Source organism: Streptomyces sp. NPDC055506, from assembly GCF_053643595.1.
The window spans coordinates 19,273-37,338 of sequence record NZ_JBSHKH010000079.1; the positions used below are offsets into that span (position 1 = coordinate 19,273).

General features: G+C 71.9%; 14 protein-coding genes and 1 pseudogene. 12 read left to right on the plus strand and 3 right to left on the minus strand.

What is annotated here, in order from left to right; all coding sequences use genetic code 11:
* Positions 1 to 95: 95 nt before the first annotated feature.
* Positions 96 to 2,465: a bifunctional SulP family inorganic anion transporter/carbonic anhydrase gene (locus ACWIF2_RS26420; RefSeq protein ID WP_454363175.1), complete on the minus strand. Its 2,370-nt coding sequence runs from the start codon at positions 2,463 to 2,465 to the stop codon at positions 96 to 98.
* A gap of 294 nt (positions 2,466 to 2,759) precedes the next feature.
* On the opposite strand from ACWIF2_RS26420, the gene ACWIF2_RS26425 reads away from it, so the two are divergent.
* Both ACWIF2_RS26425 and ACWIF2_RS26430 read left to right on the plus strand, forming a co-directional pair.
* A complete protein-coding gene (locus ACWIF2_RS26425) occupies positions 2,760 to 4,025 on the plus strand; it encodes a hypothetical protein (RefSeq protein WP_454363176.1) in 1,266 nt (421 codons plus the stop codon).
* Between the two features lie 60 nt (positions 4,026 to 4,085).
* Positions 4,086 to 4,910, plus strand: a complete 825-nt coding sequence (locus tag ACWIF2_RS26430; RefSeq protein WP_454363177.1) for an oxidoreductase — start codon at positions 4,086 to 4,088, stop codon at positions 4,908 to 4,910.
* A gap of 357 nt (positions 4,911 to 5,267) precedes the next feature.
* Here the strand turns inward: ACWIF2_RS26430 and ACWIF2_RS26435 are convergent, their stop codons facing one another.
* Positions 5,268 to 6,101 carry an HAD family hydrolase gene (locus ACWIF2_RS26435; protein WP_454363178.1) on the minus strand — a complete coding sequence of 278 codons (834 nt, stop codon included), beginning with the start codon at positions 6,099 to 6,101 and terminating at the stop codon, positions 5,268 to 5,270.
* Between the two features lie 580 nt (positions 6,102 to 6,681).
* Between ACWIF2_RS26435 and ssd the strand changes: the two genes are divergently transcribed.
* From ssd to ACWIF2_RS26470, 7 genes and pseudogenes are all read left to right on the plus strand, one after another.
* Complete coding sequence (gene ssd / locus ACWIF2_RS26440; RefSeq protein WP_454363179.1) at positions 6,682 to 7,785, plus strand: septum site-determining protein Ssd; 1,104 nt, start codon at positions 6,682 to 6,684, stop codon at positions 7,783 to 7,785.
* On the plus strand, positions 7,782 to 9,047 hold the full coding sequence (locus ACWIF2_RS26445; RefSeq protein WP_454363180.1) for a TadA family conjugal transfer-associated ATPase: 1,266 nt from the start codon (positions 7,782 to 7,784) through the stop codon (positions 9,045 to 9,047). Before ssd ends, ACWIF2_RS26445 begins: the two co-directional genes overlap by 4 nt.
* 110 nt (positions 9,048 to 9,157) lie before the next feature.
* Positions 9,158 to 10,030 carry a type II secretion system F family protein gene (locus ACWIF2_RS26450; protein WP_454363181.1) on the plus strand — a complete coding sequence of 291 codons (873 nt, stop codon included), beginning with the start codon at positions 9,158 to 9,160 and terminating at the stop codon, positions 10,028 to 10,030.
* Positions 10,027 to 10,815, plus strand: coding sequence for a type II secretion system F family protein (locus tag ACWIF2_RS26455; protein WP_454363182.1), 789 nt, complete (start codon positions 10,027 to 10,029; stop codon positions 10,813 to 10,815). Before ACWIF2_RS26450 ends, ACWIF2_RS26455 begins: the two co-directional genes overlap by 4 nt.
* Before the next feature lie 89 nt (positions 10,816 to 10,904).
* A complete protein-coding gene (locus ACWIF2_RS26460) occupies positions 10,905 to 11,114 on the plus strand; it encodes a DUF4244 domain-containing protein (protein ID WP_454363183.1) in 210 nt (69 codons plus the stop codon).
* A complete protein-coding gene (locus ACWIF2_RS26465) occupies positions 11,101 to 11,460 on the plus strand; it encodes a TadE family type IV pilus minor pilin (protein WP_454363184.1) in 360 nt (119 codons plus the stop codon). Before ACWIF2_RS26460 ends, ACWIF2_RS26465 begins: the two co-directional genes overlap by 14 nt.
* Positions 11,457 to 11,834 (plus strand): annotated as a pseudogene (locus tag ACWIF2_RS26470) (Rv3654c family TadE-like protein); the annotation flags it as partial. The gene ACWIF2_RS26465 and the pseudogene ACWIF2_RS26470, both read left to right, overlap by 4 nt.
* Here ACWIF2_RS26470 and ACWIF2_RS26475 read toward each other — a convergent pair.
* Positions 11,782 to 14,385 carry a DEAD/DEAH box helicase gene (locus ACWIF2_RS26475; protein ID WP_454363185.1) on the minus strand — a complete coding sequence of 868 codons (2,604 nt, stop codon included), beginning with the start codon at positions 14,383 to 14,385 and terminating at the stop codon, positions 11,782 to 11,784. The pseudogene ACWIF2_RS26470 and the gene ACWIF2_RS26475 overlap by 53 nt on opposite strands.
* 78 nt (positions 14,386 to 14,463) lie before the next feature.
* Between ACWIF2_RS26475 and bldG the strand changes: the two genes are divergently transcribed.
* The 3 genes from bldG (at position 14,464) to ACWIF2_RS26490 (ending at position 18,039) form a co-directional block, all read left to right on the plus strand.
* The gene (bldG, locus tag ACWIF2_RS26480) at positions 14,464 to 14,805 is read left to right on the plus strand and encodes an anti-sigma factor antagonist BldG (protein WP_003991900.1); all 342 of its coding nucleotides are present in this window, start codon (positions 14,464 to 14,466) and stop codon (positions 14,803 to 14,805) included.
* A 122-nt stretch (positions 14,806 to 14,927) separates the two neighbouring features.
* A complete protein-coding gene (locus ACWIF2_RS26485) occupies positions 14,928 to 15,359 on the plus strand; it encodes an ATP-binding protein (RefSeq protein WP_382491091.1) in 432 nt (143 codons plus the stop codon).
* A 274-nt stretch (positions 15,360 to 15,633) separates the two neighbouring features.
* Entirely contained in the window at positions 15,634 to 18,039 is a 2,406-nt protein-coding gene (locus ACWIF2_RS26490) for a sodium-translocating pyrophosphatase (RefSeq protein WP_454363186.1), read from the plus strand.
* The last annotated feature ends 27 nt before the right edge of the window (positions 18,040 to 18,066 follow it).

Genomic DNA, 18,066 nt, shown 5'->3' on the forward strand with positions numbered 1-18,066 from the left:
AGAGGCCGCTCGGTGGACAGGGGCCGCTCGGTGGGCAGGGGCCGCCGGGTGCGGACCGCCGCCTCAGCCCGTTGCCGTGGGGCGGGGCCCCGCGCTCACGCCGGCAGGCCGGCCTCCCGTACGTGCTCGAACACCCGGTCCCCGTCCACCTCGGTGAGCAGATAGGCCTGGGCCTCGCCCACGTGGAAGTACATGCCGTGCAGCTCCAGCTCGCCCTCCTTCAGGGCGCGGGCGATCGAGTCGTGGGCGCGCAGGTGCTCCAACTGCTGGACCACGTTGGTCAGGCAGAGCTGCTCGACCGGGTCCTCCGGCGCTCGCCCGGCCAGCCTGCCCCACGGCAGGCTGTCGTCTGCCACGCGCTCCAGGCTGGGCAGCCCGTGCCGCAGCCACCGCTCGAGCGGGGTCCGGGTGCCGCCCGGTTCGGAGCCGAGCAGTGCCTGCATCGCTCCGCACCCGGAGTGCCCGCACACCGTGATGGACCGCACCTTCAGCACGTCCACCGCGTACTCGATCGCCGCGGCCACCGAGTCGTCCCCGCTCTCCTCGCCCGGGCGCGGGACGAAGTTGCCCACGTTGCGCACGACGAACAGGTCGCCCGGACCACTGGAGGTGATCATCGAGGTGACCAGTCGTGAGTCGGCGCAGGTCAGGAAGAGCTGCGAAGGGCGCTGCCCCTCGCGCGCCAGCCGGGCCAGTTCACTGCGCACCAGGGGCGCCGTGTTGCGCTGGAACGCGCTGATGCCACGCGCCAGTTCGTGCCCGCTGGCTCCGCCGGGACCCGTCGGGTCCGGCTCGGCGCGGTCCGTCCCGTCCGGGTCGTGCTCGGAGTGGGGCGCGGACCCGGGGCGGTCGCACTGGTGGTTGCGCCAGGGTGTCCAGGGCCGGCAACGGCAGCCGGTGAAGGCCTGGGGCTCGGAGATGCGGGTGCCGGGATGCCGGCCGGCGATCTCCACGGTGCCGCCCTGCGCGGTGTGCGTCTTCTGCCAGTCCTGCAGCGTCTCGTACGCCGCGTGGTCCATGAACGAACCGTCCAGCTCGACGACGGCGTCGGCCCCATGGGGTACGAGATGCAGGGCCCGGCTGAGCCGTGGCACCGCGAGGAACGTCAGCTGTCCTCTGACGTGTACGTGATGGACTCCTTCCGTCTCGTCGTGCGTGATGCGGGTGCGGGTGAGGCGGTGCAGGGCGACGCCGACGGCCATGGCGACGCCCAGCGCCACGCCCTCCAGGACGCCGAGGGACACGACGCCCAGGGTGGTGACGGCGTAGACCCACACTTCCCGGTGGCGCGTCACCGTGCGGATGTGGTTCAGGGACACCATCTGGATGCCGACGGCCATCACCAGGGCGGCGAGCGAGGCGAGCGGGATGAGCTCCAGGAGCGGGACCATCAGCAGGGTGGCGATCACTACGAGAACGCCGTGCAGCATCGTGGAGTTCCTGCTCACGGCGCCCGCGTTCACATTCGCCGAACTGCGCACCGCCACACCGGCGATGGGAAGTCCGCCGAGCGATCCGGAGACGATGTTGGCGGCGCCCTGTCCGAGCAGTTCGCGGTCGAGGTTGGAGCGCCCGACCCGGGTCGAAAGGCCGGGACGTCCGGCGACCAGCTTGTCCACGGCGACCGCGCCGAGCAGTGACTGCACGCTGCACACCAGCGTGGTGGTGAGCACGGCGGCGACGAGGCCGAGCACGGGGCCCTCGGGCAGCCCGGCCAGGGCGTGGTTGCTCCAGGACGGCAGGTCGACCTTGGGCAGGCGCAGCCCGGCGAGGGCGGCGACCGAGGTGGCTCCGGCCACGGCGATGAGCGCGGCCGGGATCTTGCGCAGCAGGCGGCCGGCCCGGCCGGGCAGTCTCGGCCAGAGCAGCAGCAGCGCGAGGGTCAGCGCGCTCACCGAGACGGCCGCCGGGTGCACTTGTGCCAACTGGGCGGGCAGTGCGCGGAGGTTGTCGGGGACGGAGCTCTGCGGTGTGCCGCCGAGCACGATGTGCAGCTGGGCGACGGCGATGGTGACGCCGATCCCGGCGAGCATGCCGTGCACGATGGCGGGGCTGACGGCGAGCGCGCCGCGGGCCACGCGCAGGCAGCCCAGGCCGAGTTGGGCGAGTCCGGCGAGGACGGTGATGGCGCAGGTCGTCCGCCATCCGTAGCGCAGGATGAGGTCGGCGGTGACGACCGTGAGTCCGGCGGCCGGTCCGCTCACCTGGAGCGGGGAGCCGCCGAGCCGTCCGGCGACGAGCCCGCCCACGGCGGCGGCGACGAGGCCGGCCTGCAGGGGGGCGCCGGTGGCGAGGGCGATGCCCAGGGACAGGGGCAGGGCGATCAGGAAGACCGCGATCGAAGCCGACACGTCGGCACCCGCGATCCGGAAGCGGCGGGGGCCGGTCGGCGGTGGGCTGTGGGGTGGGTGGGTGCGCTCGGTCCGGTTCTGGTCGGCGGCGCGTGTGGGGACGCAGGCAGACATTGTTTCCCGTCTCCTCCGGGGCTGCGCGGTCGCGTAACTGGGGCTCCCGCTCAGGGCGGGGTTCGGTCGCGGCCGTAGGTCACGGCGTAAATCGGCGGGATGTATCAACGCTCGGTAAACGGATCGTAATGCAGAGTAAAGGACGGGCATAGACTTTACGGGCAAATGGGCGAATAAATCACCCCGACGAGTGAAGTGGCCATTTGATCGGCTTGTCGTACTAATTCCTTCTCGGGCCCGTGCGAATTTGGCGGCGCTGTCGGCACCCGAGAGAAGGAAGAAGGTGGGCGACACATGGCCGCCACCCACAGGATCGCCGCGGGCTCCGTGATCGTCGCGGTCTGCGCCGCATCGCTCGCCGGTTGCTCGACCGGCACTCCCCGGCACGAAGCCCCCGAGACGCAGACGGCGAAGCCGGCCCAGGCGCCGAAGAGCGCGGTCCGGCTGATCGGAGACGGCTCCACCGCCTACACCGGCGCCCAGCCCCACCTGCCGAGGCCCGAACGGCTGCGGCCCGGCCAGAAGCCCCCGCAGTTCGTCGTCTTCTCCTGGGACGGCGCGGGCGAGGACAGCCAGAAGCTGTTCTCCCACTTCCGTGAGGTCGCCAAGGCCAACAACGCGACGATGACGTACTTCCTGAGCGGCGTGTACATGCTGCCGGACGAGAAACGCGACCTGTACCGGCCGCCGCAGCACTCCCCGGGCCGCTCCGACATCGGCTTCAACGACCGCCGCGGCATCTCCGCCACAGCGAAGCAGCTGCGCCTCGCGTGGCTGGAGGGCAACGAGATCGGCACGCACTTCAACGGCCACTTCTGCGGCAGCGGCGGCGGGGTCGGCGAGTGGTCGGTGGAGGACTGGAAGGACGAGATCGCCCAGGCCAAGCAGTTCGTGAGGACCTGGAAGACCAACACCGGCATGCGGAACGTGTCCCCACTGCCCTTCGACTACGACAAGGAGCTCATCGGCGCCCGCACACCCTGCCTCGAAGGCCGGCGGAACTTCATGAAGGCGGCCCGTGAACTGGGCTTCCGCTACGACACCAGCGGTGTCAACGACCAGGTCTGGCCCGAGCGGAAGCAGGGCTTGTGGGACGTGTCCATGCAGCTCGTGCCCTTCCCCGGGCACTCCTACGAGCAGCTCACCATGGACTACAACTTCATGGTCAACCAGTCGGGCACCACCACCCAGGGCGACCCCGGCAAGTTCGACTTCTGGGGCGACCAGATGCGCGACGGCCTGCTCAAGGGCTTCTACCGGGCGTACGACGGCAACCGCGCGCCCCTGATCATCGGCAACCACTTCGAGTCCTGGAACGGCGGCACCTACATGCGGGCCGTCGAGGAGGTCATCGAGGCGGTGTGCACCAAGAAGGAGGTGCGCTGTGTCTCGTTCCGCCGGCTCGTGGACTGGCTGGACGCCCAGGACCCGGCGACGCTGGAGAAGCTGCGCTCCCTGAAGGTCGGCGAGAAGCCGAAGCAGGGCTGGGCGTCCTTCCTCGCCGGCGGCCCCGCCCCGGCCCCGAGGGGCGTGCCCGGGGCTCCGGCGGCGAAGCGGTAGCGCAGTGAAGAAGGCCACTCCGCCGTGGGGAGGGCCCCCGGGATGCGTAGGGTCGTACTCATGAGTACAGCAGGTGCGACCGCCGATCCCCTCGCGACCCTGGGGGCGCTGCCCGGGGTGGCCGAGTCCGTGGAGTCCGTGCGCAAGGCCGTGGACCGGGTCTACGGGCACCGGATCATGCGGCGGCGCAGCAACGCGGTCACCTCCGAGGCGGCCCTGCGTGGCGCCCGTGGCTCGGCGGCGCTGTCCGGCGCGGACTGGGCCCTGGAAGAGGTGCGCCGGCGTACGGACTTCAGCGGTGACGACGAGGCGCACACCGTGGGTGCCGCGCTGCGGCTCACCGCGGAGGCGGGTCAGTTGCTGTCGATCTGGCGGCAGTCACCCCTGAGGGTGCTGGCACGGCTGCACCTGGTCGCGGCCGCCGGCCAGGCAGACCAGGTGGGACGGCCCCGGCAGGAGGGCGAGCCGGTCGACGAGCCGCTCGTCGCGCTGCCGCTGCCGAGCGCCGCCGAAGCGCACGGCCGGCTGGAGGGACTGGGCGGGCTGATCATCGCGGGCGGCACCGCACCGGCGCTGGTGACGGCCGCCGTCGTGCACGGCGAACTCCTCGCGCTGCGCCCCTTCACGTCCCACAACGGCCTGGTCGCGCGGACGGCCGAGCGCATCGTCCTGGTCGGCAGCGGCCTGGACCCGAAGTCGGTCTGCCCGGCCGAGGTCGGCCACGCCGAGCTGGGCCGCGGTGCCTACCTGGAAGCCCTCGACGGGTACGTCTCCGGTACGCCGGAGGGCGTGGCCGCCTGGATCGCCCACTGCGGCAGGGCGGTCGAACTGGGGGCACGCGAGTCGACGGCGGTGTGCGAGGCGCTCCAGCGCGGAGCGGCGTGACGCTCGTCAACAGGGGCCGGAACCGGAAGGGCCGGAAAGAGATGCGGCGGTACGAGAAACTCGTACCGCCGCTGGCATGAGCATCGGGTTACCAAGCGTCCTCGGTATATGCCCATCAGGTCGGGAACTTTGCCCGTCACCTGGTGCGGCTGGCCCGTATTCGACGGGTCGACGTCGCGTGGGTGCCCGGTGTTCATGCGCGGTCCGTGGGGCCAAATGCGTATTTAAGGTGATCCTCTCGGATGTCCTTGGTCTCGCGGGCCGTTGAGTCCTTTGTACTCCTGCCCCGCAGTAAGCGGAAGTCCAGGCCGTACTTCTTTACTTTTGGGTTCAAATAGGACTTCGGGCCGTATCGGGTCAGGCGACCGTCGCCCGGCGCCGGTTCGCGTACCAGACGAGGCCCGCGGTGGCCGCCGCGGCGCCTATCGCGGCGACCGCGACGAGCGCGGGCCGCGGCGGTACGGAGAACGCGGGAATGCGCTGCTTGAGCCGGACCGGGCGGTGGAAGTCCAGAATCGGCCACCCGCGCGCGAGGGCCTCGCGGCGCAGCGCGCGGTCCGGGTTCACGGCGTGGGGGTTGCCCACGGACTCCAGCATCGGGACGTCGGTCGCCGAGTCGCTGTAGGCGTAGCAGCGGCTGAGGTCGTACCCCTCGGACGCGGCGAGTTCCTTGATGGCCTCGGCCTTGGTCGGGCCGTACGCGTAGTACTCCACCTCGCCGGTGAAGCAGCCGTCGTCGCCCACGACCATGCGGGTCGCCACCACGCGGTCCGCGCCGAGCAGTTCGCCGATCGGCTCGACCACCTCCGCGCCCGACGTGGACACGATCACGACGTCACGGCCCGCGGTGTGGTGTTCCTCGATGAGCGAGGCGGCCTCGTCGTAGATGATCGGGTCGATCAGATCGTGCAGCGTCTCGGCGACGATCTCCTTCACCTGCTGCACGTTCCAGCCGCGGCACAGCGCGGACAGGTAGGCGCGCATACGCTCCATCTGGTCGTGGTCGGCGCCGCCGGCCAAGAAGACGAACTGGGCATATGCGGTACGCAAGACAGCCCTGCGGTTGATGAGACCGCCTTGGTAGAACGACTTGCTGAACGTGAGCGTGCTCGACTTCGCAATGACCGTCTTGTCCAGGTCAAAGAAGGCCGCTGTGCGGGGCAACGAGTGGTTTTCCACGCCCCTGAGCATAGGGGCAGCCCATTCGGCGTAAGGTGGGGCGTGTGGGTTTGCCTGAGAGGGCTCTCGGGTACACCATGGAAGTCACGGATCGTTCGCGACCGTGCTAACCCGGCCCGACTCCTCCCCCCCCGAGTCGGCCGTGGGGACGACCCCCGCTCTCCCCCCCGGCGGGGGTCGTCGCATGTCCGGGTGGGTTTTCTCCTTCTTTCTGCGGCCGGATCGCCGCTCTGATGTGGTGCTGAAGGCAGACTTGTCATGTCTATGACTCGTCACTTTGCGTAGCTGTCGGACTGCTCTGTGGAAGTCGTACACAGGGTCTGTGGGGCTCACCGGTATGGGTGACGGCGATATTCACAACTGTCGACGCGTCCACAGTTATCCACCAAGATCCACACGATTTCCGAGATCGCTGCACCGTGATTCCTGCGCGCCCCGCTCGCGGCGAGTTCATGGCCGGTTCCGATTGCCGGGGGGCGTTTGGCCGGTTTCTGTCGGCCGTTCATAGGGAGGCCGCCTTGTCGGTTCTTCCCACGATCGGGAATCGCGGGGCCGCAGGGCCGCGCGAGGCAAGCAGTGAAGGGGGATGACCGTGGCCGGAGCCGTCACACACGATCCGCCACCGGCCGCCGGAGGGCGGAAGGGCGGACCACTGATCGTCACCGAGGACAGCGACCTCCTCGACGACCTGCTGCGCCTGTGCGCGGCGGCGGGCGCCACCCCTGAGGTGCACCACGGGGTGCCGGAGCGCAGAGGCGGCTGGGAGGCCGCGCCGCTCGTCCTCGTGGGTGACGACGCCGCGCGGCGCGTGCGCGGAGCCGTGCACAGAAGGGGCGTTGTCCTCGTCGGCCGGGACCAGGACGACTCGGGGGTGTGGCGGCGGGCCGTCGAGATCGGCGCCGAGCACGTCCTGATGCTGCCCGACGGCGAGCAGTGGCTCGTCGACCGCATCGCCGACGTGGCCGAGGGCGTCGGGCGGCCCGCCCTCACCGTGGGCGTCATCGGAGGCCGGGGCGGGGCCGGAGCGTCCACGCTCGCGTGCGCGCTGGCCGTCACCTCGGCGCGGGAGGGGCTGCGCACGCTCCTCGTGGACGCCGATCCGCTGGGCGGCGGACTCGACGTACTCCTCGGCGGTGAGACGGCCGAAGGGCTGCGCTGGCCCGCGTTCGCCTCCTCCCGTGGACGGGTCGGCGGCGGCGCCCTGGAGGAGTCGCTGCCCGAGCTGCACTCGCTGCGGGTGCTCAGCTGGGACCGCGGCGACCGGATCGCCGTCCCGCCACAGGCGGTGCGCGCGGTGCTCGCGGCGGCCCGACGCCGGGGCGGCACGGTCGTGGTCGACCTGCCACGCCGCATCGACGACGGGGTCGCCGAGGTGCTCACCCAACTGGACGTCGGCGTGCTGGTGGTGCCCGCCGAGCTGCGGGCCGTCGCGGCGGCCGGGCGTGTGGCGTCCGCCGTCGGGATGGTCCTGCGTGATCTGCGGGTGGCGGTCCGCGGGCCGTACCCGCCGGGGCTCGACGACCGGGAGGTGGCCCGGCTGCTCGGACTGCCCCTGGTCGGTGAGGTGCCGGTCGAGCCCGGGCTGCTGCGCCCGGACGAGGGCACGGCACCACCGGGTGGCGCCCCGCGCGGACCGCTCGCCCGGTTCTGCAAGGGGTTCTGGGAGCGGGCGCTCGTCGAGGCCGGTACTCCATGAGCGCGATGACCGAAGCGGTGCCCGGACCCGAGGGCGCCGGGCTGCTCGACGGGGTGCGGCGGTGGCTGGCCGAGAGCGGGGCCGAGCCGACCCCCGCGCGCGTGGCCCAGGCCCTGCGGGAACAGGGTCGGGTGCTCGGAGACGCCGAAGTCCTGGGCGCCGCCGCGCAGTTGCGGTCCGAACTGGTCGGCAGCGGCCCGCTGGAGCCGCTGCTCGCCGACCCGTCGGTGACGGACGTGCTGGTATCGGCCCCGGACCGGGTCTGGGTGGACCGGGGCGGCGGACTGGAGCTGACGTCGGTGCGTTTCGCGGACGCGGCGGCCGTACGACGACTCGCCCAGCGCCTCGCCGCCGTGGCCGGGCGCCGCCTGGACGACGCCCGGCCCTGGGCCGACGCCCGGCTGCCCGACGGGACCCGGCTGCACGCGGTGCTGCCACCGGTGGCCGTGGGCTGCGCCTGTCTGTCGCTGCGGGTCGTACGGCCGCGTGCCTTCACCCTCGGCGAGCTGGTCGCGGCGGGCACGGTGCCGCCGGGCGGCGACCGCGTGCTGCGCGCACTGCTCGACGCACGGCTGTCCTTCCTGGTCAGCGGGGGTACGGGCTCGGGCAAGACGACGCTGCTGAGTGCCCTTCTGGGGCTGGTGGGGCCGGACGAACGGATCGTCCTCGCCGAGGACTCGGCGGAACTGCGGCCGGACCATCCGCACGTGGTGCGGCTGGAGACCAGACCCGCCAACCAGGAGGGCGCGGGCCTCGTCACCCTCGAGGACCTGGTGCGCCAGGCACTGCGGATGCGGCCCGACCGGCTGGTCGTGGGCGAGGTTCGCGGGCCCGAAGTGGTGCATCTGCTGGCCGCGTTGAACACCGGCCACGAGGGCGGCTGCGGAACCGTGCACGCCAATGCCGCCGCCGATGTACCGGCCCGGCTGGAGGCGCTCGGCACGGCCGCCGGGCTGGACCGGGCCGCGTTGCACAGCCAGGTGGCGGCCGCCCTCTCCGTGGTGCTGCACCTCGTACGCGACCGGGCCGGGCGGCGGCGGATCGCCGAGGTGCATGTGCTGGAGCGCGATCCCTCAGGGCTGGTGCGGACGGTGCCGGCGCTGCGGTGGGGAGCGGAGGCCTTCGTGCGCGAGCGGGGGTGGGAGCGGCTGCGGGGGCTGATTCGTGGCGAGGGCGGCGGGGACAGCGGGGGAGTCGGGGGTGGTGGCAGTGGGCCGGGTGAGGCCGGCCAGGCGCCGGTGGCAGCGGCGGACGAGTGGTGACGGGGGCTCAGAGTGCTGAGGGATGGCGGGGCTGTGGCAGGGACCGGGAGGGCTGAGCGATGGCAGGGGCTGAGGGGCCGAGTGATGGCACGGGCTGAGGGGGCCGAGTGATGGCGGGGGTGGCTGAGATGTCGATGGGAGCGGCTGTGGCGTGTATGGGCGCGGCGGTCTGGCTGTCGGGGGAGCGGGACTCGGTGGCGCGTCGGGCGCGCTTGCTGCTCGCGGGCGGCGGAGCCGTCGGGTGTGGGCCGCCCGGGTGGCGGCGGATGAGCGATGGGCTGCGGCGGGTCCGCGGGCGGCTGCGGGCCGAGTGGTGGTCACCGGTGGCCGGGCTGGTGCTGGCGGTGCTCGGGGCGTCGGCGCTGCCGGTCGTCCTGGGGGCGGCCGGGGTGCCGTTGCTGCGGCGGGTCCGGCTGGCCGGCCGGGCGGGGCGGGACCGGGAGCGGCGGGCGGATGCGGTGATCGCGCTGTGCGGGGCGCTCGCCGGCGAGGTGCGGGCCGGACGCCAGCCGGGTGAGGCGCTGTTGCGGGCCGCGCGGGACTGCGGGGGCCTGGTGGACGCGCGGGCGACGGTTCTGGCGGCGGCGCGCTTCGGCGGCGACGTACCGGGCGCGCTTGAGACGGCGTCCCGGCAACCGGGGGGCGAGGGGCTGCGGGGGCTCGCGGCGTGCTGGCGCGTGGCAGTGGACCAGGGCGCGGGGCTCGCGGCCGGACTCGACCGGCTCACCGCCGCCCTGCGCGTCGAACGGGACCAACGCTCCGACCTGCGCGCCCAGTTGGCGGGCGCCAGGGCCACGGCGGTGATGCTCGCCTGCCTGCCGGCCCTGGGGCTTCTCATCGGCACCGCCCTCGGCGCCGAGCCCCTCCATGTCCTGCTGCACACCGCTGCGGGCCTGGGCTGTCTGATCGTCGGCGGTGTGCTGGAGGGCCTGGGGCTGTGGTGGGTGCTGCGGATCGTGCGGGGCGCGGAGGAGGCGGCATGAGCGGGGAAGTTGTCCACAGGCTGGGGGTGGCGGTGGGGATCCTGTCGGCCCTCGGGTGGTCGGTGCGGTGGCTGGCGCAGACGCGGCGGCGCCGGAGGATGCGGCGGCGGCTGGCCGAGCTGTCGCCCCGGGAGGCGACCGCTCCCGTCCCGCGCCTCGCCTTACGCCGGGCCGTGCGGGCATGGCTGCCTCCCGTGGGCGTGGCCTGCGCCGGATGGGCGCTGGTCGGCGGTCTCGTCGGTGTCGCCGTGGGACTGGCGGGTGCGGTGGGGATGTGGCGATGGCGGCTCCGGCAGGAGGCGGTGGGTACGGACGCACGGGGACCCGATGTCGCCGAGGCGGCGCGGCAACTGCCCCTCGCGGCCGATCTGCTGGCGGCCTGCATCGCGGCGGGTGCCGGTCCGGTGATCGCGGCGCAGGCGGTCGGCGAGGCCCTGGGCGGCCCTGTGGGCGACGCCCTGGCGCGAGGCGCGGCGGAGGTCCGGCTGGGTGGTGAACCGGGCGCGGCCTGGCGGAGGCTGGCCACCGTCCCCGGCGCCGAAGGCCTGGCCCGGTTGCTCGAACGGGCCGGGGTGTCCGGACTGCCCGCCGCCGCACCGGTCGCACGGCTCGCCGCAGAGGCCCGAGCCGACTGGGGCCGCGCCGCGACGGCCAGGGCCCGCCGGGCGGGCGTCATGGTCAGCGCACCGGTCGGGCTGTGCTTCCTGCCCGCGTTCATCGCGGTCGGCGTACTGCCCGTGGTGATCGGGCTCGCGGGCGGGGTGCTCGGAGGGGGTGGTGGATGACGCCGCATAGAGGCCCGAGAGAGGCCGGCGGCACCTGGCAGAGGCCGGCGACACCCGACAGAAATGCGGACTTTTTCACGGAGGTTGAGATGGATCAGGTGGTACGGGCACGGCTGCGTGCCCTGGTGTGCGGAATGCGTACGGCGCGGAGGGACGAGGGGATGGTCACGTCCGAGTACGCGATGGGAATCGTCGCGGCGGTGGCGTTCGCGGTGGTGCTCTACAAGGTCGTCACCGGCGGCGCGGTCAGCGCGGAGCTGCAGAGCATCGTGACGGAAGCCCTCAATGCGCGGATGTGAGCGGCGCTCGGACCGGGGGTTCGTGACGGCGGAGGCGGCCGTGGTGCTGCCCGTACTGGTCATGTTCGCGATGGCGCTGGTGTGCGGTCTGCTGGCCGTGGCCGCGCAGATCCAGTGCGTGGACGCGGCACGGACGGGCGCTCGCGCCGCGGCCCGCCAGGACCCGCCCGACGCGGTCGTGCGGCTGACCCGTGAGGCGGCACCCCCCGGCGCCGAGGTGACCGTCAGCCGGGAAGCGGAACACGTCCGGGTGACCGTCGTGGCCGAACCGCCGGTGCTGCGCGGGCTGTCCTTCGCCGTGCGCGAGGAGGCCGTGGCGTCGGTGGAGGAGGCGGTGGGCACATGAGACGCCGGGCCATGGCGCGCGATGTCTCCGACCGGGGTTCCGCCACCGTCTGGAGCGTCGGGGCGATCGCCGTCCTGTGCGTGGTGTTCGGCGTCGTCCTCGCGCTGGGACAGGCCGTCGCGATCCGGCACCGTGCCGCGGGCGGTGCGGATCTCGCGGCGCTCGCGGCGGCGGACCACTGGGCGGAGGGCGGCACGGCGGCCTGTGCCCGGGCCGGCCGGGTGGCACGGGCACAGGGAGTGCGGCTCGTGCGGTGCGAGGTCGTCGGCGAGATCTCGGACGTCACGGCGGCGTCCGGACGCGGGCCGTTCACGGCGGAGGTCAGGGCGCGGGCGGGGCCCCCGACCGCTCCCCTGGAGCTCCCGTCGGCGGCGAGGAGGACGCGGGCCGGTCCTCCAGCGGCTCCTCCGGACCTCCGGCCGGCCGCTCGGCCGCCACGGTCTCCGCCGTCTCCTTCTCCTCCGTCTCCTCCTTCTCCTCGGGGGCGCCCTCCAGCAGCACCGTGAGGAGGCGCACCGCCCCCCTCTTGTGCAGCGGGTCGTTGCCGTTGCCGCACTTGGGGGACTGGATGCAGGACGGGCAGCCCGCGTCGCATTCACAGGAGGCGATGGCCTGGCGGGTGGCGGTCAGCCAGGTGCGGGCGGTGTGGAAGGCGCGCTCCGCGAAGCCCGCGCCGCCGGGGTGGCCGTCGTAGACGAAGACCGTGGGCAGCAGTGTGTCGGGATGAAGCGGGATCGACACGCCGCCGATGTCCCAACGGTCGCAGGTCGCGAAGAGGGGCAGCAGACCGATCGAGGCGTGCTCGGCGGCGTGCAGGGCGCCCCCGAGGATCTCCGGGTTGATCCTGGCCCGGTCCAACTGGTCCTCGGTGACGGTCCACCACACGGCCCGGGTGCGCAGCGTACGAGGAGGGAGGTCGAGTTTCGTCTCACCCAGCACTTCACCGGTGATGAGCCGTCTGCGCAGGAAGGAGACGACCTGGTTGGTGACCTCGACGGAACCGAAGCAGAGGCGGCCGTCGCCCCAGGGGATCTCGGTGTCCGTCTCCAGGACGGAGATCGACGTCGTGTCGCGGGCGACCGTGGAGTACGGCGGGGCGGCCTCCTCGACGAGGGCGACGGAGTCCTCCAGGTCCAGGGAGCGCACCAGATAGGTGCGGCCCTGGTGGAGGTGGACCGCGCCTTCGTGCACCGTCGAGTGCGCGGCGCCGGCGTCGACCGTGCCGAGCAGCCGGCCCGTGCCGGTCTCGACGACCTGGACCGGGCGTCCGCCCTCACCGCGGATGTCGGTCAGGTCGGCGGCGCGCTCGCGGCGGGTCCAGTGCCAGGCCTTGGTGCGGCGGCGCAGCAGCTTCGCGGCCTCCAGCTGGGGGAGCAGCCCTTCGCAGGCCGGGCCGAACAGGTCGAGGTCCTCGTCCGTCAGGGGCAGCTCCGCCGCGGCGGCGCACAGATGCGGGGCCAGCACATAGGGGTTGTCCGGGTCGAGGACCGTGGACTCGACGGGCTGGTCGAACAGGGCCTCCGGGTGGTGGACCAGGAAGGTGTCCAGCGGGTCGTCGCGGGCCACCAGGACGGCCAGCGCCCCCTGCCCGGACCGTCCGGCCCGGCCCGCCTGCTGCCACAGGGAGGCGCGGGTGCCCGGGTAGCCGGCGATGACGACCGCGTCCAGGCCGGAGATGTCGATGCCGAGTTCGAGGGCGTTCGTCGCGGCGAGGCCCAGGAGTTCACCCGAATGGAGGGCATGTTCGAGTGCGCGGCGTTCTTCCGGGAGATAGCCGCCCCGGTACGCCGCGACACGCCGGGCCAGCGACCGGTCGACCTCGGCCAGACGCTCCTGGGAGATGACCGAGATCAGCTCGGCGCCGCGCCGGGAGCGTACGAAGGCGACCGAGCGCACGCCCTGCACGGTGAGGTCGGTCAGCAGGTCGGCGGCCTCGGCGGTGGCGGTGCGGCGGACGGGTGCGCCCTTCTCGCCGTGCAGCTCGGTCAGCGGCGGCTCCCACAGAGCGAACACCAGTTCGCCGCGTGGGGAGGCGTCGTCGGCGACCTCCAGCACCGGCAGGCCGGTGAGGCGGCGGGCCGCCACCGCGGGCTCGGCGGCGGTGGCGGAGGCCAGCAGGAACACCGGCGAGGCCCCGTAGCGGGCGCACAGCCGCCGCAGCCGGCGCAGCACCTGGGCGACGTGCGAGCCGAACACCCCGCGGTAGGTGTGGCACTCGTCGATGACGACGTACTTCAGCGATTTCAGGAAGGAGGACCAGCGGGGGTGGGACGGGAGTATGCCCCGGTGCAGCATGTCCGGGTTGGTCAGGACGTAGTTGCCGTACTGGCGGATCCACTCGCGCTCCTCGAACGGAGTGTCGCCGTCGTAGACGGCCGCGCGCACCGAATGGCCCAGTGGATGTGAAAGTTCCTTCACCGAACGGCACTGGTCCGCCGCAAGAGCCTTGGTGGGGGCCAGATAGAGGGTGGTCGCGCCGCGGCCGTTCGGGGCCTCGGCGCCCTCCAGAAGGGTGGACAGGACCGGCACGAGGTACGCCAGGGACTTGCCGGAGGCCGTGCCCGTGGCGACGACGACCGAGTCGCCGTCCAGCGCGTGCTCGGCAGCGCGCGCTTGGTGGGCCCAGGGATGTTCGATGCCCGCGGCTCGCACGGCGGCGACGACCTCCGCGCGGATCCGGTCCGGCCAGACGGCATGCCGACCCTCGCGCGGGGGCAAGTGCTCCGTATGAGTAACGCGCGAAGCCCTGCTCGGACCGGATGCGAGCCGGTCCAGGACCACGCCCGGCGCGGGTCGGGAGGCGGGGTCCGTCGGGGTTCGATCGGATCGGTGATTCTTGGCCATCGGCACCGAGTGTGTCACTGGCGTGACGGACAATGGAGCCAAGGCGTCGTGCACGCCTGCCGGTAAGTGATTGAATGCCATCGCGGCTGGCGAAGCGTCCAAGGGCTGAAGCCGAGTGCCCCAAGGGCGACCGCTCGATAGCAAGGTGCTGGAGGATCCGTGGACCTGTCCCTGTCGACCGAGACCATGGGCGATCGCACGATCGTCAGGGTCGGTGGCGAAATCGACGTATATACCGCGCCCAAGCTGCGCGAGCAGTTGGTCGAGCTGGTGAACGACGGCAGTTTCCACCTTGTCGTCGACATGGAGGGCGTGGACTTCCTCGACTCCACCGGACTCGGCGTACTGGTCGGCGGCCTGAAGCGCGTGCGAGCTCATGAGGGCTCCCTGCGCCTGGTCTGCAACCAGGAGCGCATTCTGAAGATCTTCCGTATCACCGGCCTCACCAAGGTGTTCCCGATTCACACCTCGGTCGAGGAAGCGGTTGCGGCCACGGACTGACACCGGTCCCGGGCCTCGCGCCCGGGCCGGCCGAAGTTCGGCAGAAGTGAAGACCGAGGGGGCCCGGGCTTTCGGCGGCCCGGAGCCTCCCCACAGCACGCCCGTAGTTGCGAGGGGGATGCATGGCCACCGTTGAGCTCCGCTTCAGCGCGCTGCCCGAGCACGTCAGGACCGCCCGGCTGGTGGCGGCAGCGGTGGCGCGCAGGGCCGGAGTGGACGAGGCCGTCCTCGACGAGGTCAGGCTCGCCGTCGGCGAGGCGTGCACCCGTGCCGTCGGGCTGCACCAGACCGTCGGGATCTCGGCACCGGTGAAGGTGCTGCTGATCGAGGAGGAGAAGCAGTTCTCCATCGAGGTCGGCGACGAGGCCCCGCACGCGGTCCCGGGTGAGCACGCGCCCGGCCCCGGCGACCCCGACGGGGAAGCCGACGAGGACGAGATGGGCCTCGCGGTCATCAGCGGACTCGTCGACGACGTCGAGGTCAGCGCGGGAGAGCACGGCGGATTGATCAAGATGACGTGGCCGACCACGCCGCCGCCGACGATTCTGGTCTGAACCGGCCACGCCGCACACCGTTCAAGACGAAGGGCCCCACCCGTGGGGCCCTTCGTCATGTGCGGCTGTCAGTGCTCGCCTTTACAGTAGTTCCTGTGCCGTTCATCGCGTGAATTCGTTCACGATCATTCGCATGCTCCATGGGCGCCTCGGAATGCTTTCAGGGCATTACCTCGGAAGGCTAATTCCGTTTATCGCGCTCTGTTTTGATCAGGTTCCGGTACCTACAATCCCGTCCACATCTTGAGCTCAGCCCAAGCGTCAAGGAGGACGAATGGCGGGGCTTTTCATCTCACAACAGTCGGGCCATCCCACAGACCTCGCAGCCGCCGTACTGACCGATGGCAACCGCGTCCTCATCGTGGTCATCGCGGTCGTCGCGCTGGCGGCGCTGGCGGTCGCGGGCGTCCTGGTGCGCCAGGTACTCGCGGCCGGCGAGGGCACCGACAGCATGAAGAAGATCGCGGCGGCGGTCCAGGAGGGCGCGAACGCCTATCTGGCACGGCAGCTGCGCACGCTCGGCGTATTCGCCGTGGTCGTGTTCTTCCTGCTCATGCTGCTGCCCGCTGACGACTGGAATCAGCGTGCCGGACGTTCGGTGTTCTTCCTGATCGGAGCGGCGTTCTCGGCGGCCACCGGCTATATCGGTATGTGGCTCGCCGTACGCAGCAATGTGCGTGTCGCCGCGGCGGCGCGTGAAGCCACCCCGGCGGCAGGCGAGCCGGAAAAGGATCTGACCGCCGTCTCGCACAAAGCGATGAAGATCGCATTTCGCACGGGCGGCGTGGTCGGCATGTTCACGGTGGGCCTCGGCCTGCTGGGCGCCTCGTGCGTGGTGCTGGTGTACGCGGCCGACGCGCCGAAGGTGCTCGAGGGTTTCGGCCTGGGGGCCGCGCTGATCGCGATGTTCATGCGTGTCGGCGGCGGCATCTTCACCAAGGCCGCCGACGTCGGCGCCGACCTGGTCGGCAAGGTCGAACAGGGCATTCCGGAGGACGACCCGCGCAATGCCGCGACCATCGCCGACAACGTGGGCGACAACGTCGGCGACTGCGCGGGCATGGCGGCCGACCTCTTCGAGTCGTACGCCGTCACCCTGGTCGCCGCGCTGATCCTGGGCTCGGCGGCCTTCGGCGACGCCGGGCTCGGCTTCCCGCTGCTGGTGCCGGCGATCGGTGTGATCACCGCCATGATCGGCATCTTCGCGGTGGCGCCCCGGCGCGCCGACCGCAGCGGTATGAGCGCCATCAACCGCGGGTTCTTCATCTCCGCGGTGATCTCGCTCGTGCTGGTGGCGGTGGCCGTGTTCGTCTACCTGCCGGGGAAGTACTCGGAGCTCGACGGCGTCACCGATGCCGCCATCCTGGGCAAGGACGGCGATCCACGGGTCCTCGCGCTCGTCGCGGTGGCCATCGGCATCGTGCTGGCCGCCCTGATCCAGCAACTGACCGGCTACTTCACCGAGACCACCCGCAGGCCCGTCAGGGACATCGGCAAGACCTCGCTCACGGGTCCGGCCACGGTCGTCCTCGCCGGTATCTCCGTCGGTCTCGAATCAGCCGTCTACACCGCCCTGTTGATCGGCCTCGGCGTGTACGGGGCGTTCTTGCTCGGCGGTACGTCGATCATGCTGGCGCTGTTCGCGGTGGCGCTGGCCGGCACCGGCCTGCTCACCACGGTCGGCGTGATCGTCGCCATGGACACCTTCGGGCCGGTCTCCGACAACGCGCAGGGCATCGCGGAGATGTCCGGCGATGTCGAGGGCGCGGGCGCTCAGGTGCTCACCAACCTGGACGCGGTCGGGAACACCACCAAGGCGATCACCAAGGGCATCGCGATCGCCACGGCCGTGCTCGCGGCGGCGGCGCTGTTCGGGTCGTACCGCGACGCGATCATCACCGGAGCGCGCGACGTGGGCGAGAAGCTCGGCGGCGAAGGTGCTCCGATGAGCCTGATGATGGACATCTCGCAGCCCAACAACCTCGTGGGTCTCGTCGCGGGCGCGGCGGTCGTCTTCCTCTTCTCGGGGCTGGCGGTCAACGCGGTGTCGCGGTCGGCGGGTTCCGTGGTCTTCGAGGTGCGGCGGCAGTTCCGCGAGAAGCCCGGGATCATGGACTACAGCGAGCAGCCGGAGTACGGCAAGGTCGTCGACATCTGTACCAAGGACGCGTTGCGCGAGCTAGCCACCCCCGGTCTGCTGGCCGTGCTGGCGCCGATCTTCATCGGGTTCACGCTCGGCGTCGGTCCGCTCGGTGCGTTCCTGGCGGGCGCGATCGGCGCGGGCACGCTGATGGCGGTGTTCCTGGCGAACTCCGGTGGCGCCTGGGACAACGCCAAGAAGCTCGTCGAGGACGGTCATCACGGAGGCAAGGGCAGTGAGGCCCATGCGGCGACCGTGATCGGCGACACCGTCGGCGATCCGTTCAAGGACACGGCCGGTCCCGCGATCAACCCGCTGCTCAAGGTCATGAACCTGGTGTCGCTGCTCATCGCGCCCGCGGTGATCAAGTTCTCCTACGGCCCGGACAAGAGCATCGGCATGCGGATCCTGATCGCGGCGCTCGCGTTCCTCGTGATCGCCGGGGCGGTCTATGTGTCAAAGCGGCGCGGCATCGCCGTAGGTGACGAGAACAACGCCGAACCGGAACCCAAGTCTCCGGATCCGGCGGTGGTTTCGTAGGGAGGTCCGTCAAGCCCCAGCTCAAGG